The sequence below is a fragment of the Anaerotignum faecicola genome, assembly GCA_024460105.1.
Taxonomy (GTDB): domain Bacteria; phylum Bacillota; class Clostridia; order Lachnospirales; family Anaerotignaceae; genus JANFXS01.
The window spans coordinates 1-596 of the sequence record JANFXS010000063.1; the positions used below are offsets into that span (position 1 = coordinate 1).

At 50.5% G+C, this 596-nt stretch carries 1 protein-coding gene; it reads right to left on the minus strand.

The annotated features are described in order from the left end of the window. Positions 1-596, minus strand: a 596-nt coding sequence (locus NE664_12745) for a GAF domain-containing protein (protein ID MCQ4727504.1), incomplete at both ends; no start/stop codon positions are given.

Genomic DNA, 596 nt, shown 5'->3' on the forward strand with positions numbered 1-596 from the left:
CAAAAAGATACCGAGAATCCTGGAAATCGTCTGAAGCAGCCGGATCTGGCTGCCGGTCCAGTACCGGTTTTCCGTACATTCATCGAAACCAATGAAGCCCCTCGGCTTTCCCTGGTCCATGATTCTGCACTGAAGCACCGACTTAATCCCCTGACTTTCCAGCAGCATGCGCTGATGTGTCAGAAGCGTACTGACATCCCTGCAGAAAAAGATCCCTTCTTCACTGAAATTATCGTAGTAATGATCAAGAGAATCCATGTCTATGCTCTGCAGGTTCTCCTTTTCCGGCTGGATCCCCTCTTTGCACCACTCAAAGGTGTTGGATGAGATGCTTCCATCCTCGTCGTCTTCGAAAATATAAACACGGGACACATCCACCTGTCTCCCAACGATCTCCAGCAGCTGGTTGATCGATTTCTCCATGCTGTGGGATCGGCTTAGGATATCCAGCACATAACCTGTCAGGTTCTGGTCTGCCAGTTTCTGATCCATCACCGCCGCTTCAGCCACATCAGTCTGGCTCTCCGGCTGAATCACGTCCTCCAGCGTCTCCGCATAGAAAGCATATCTGTTTTTCCCCTGCCTCTTTGCCTGAT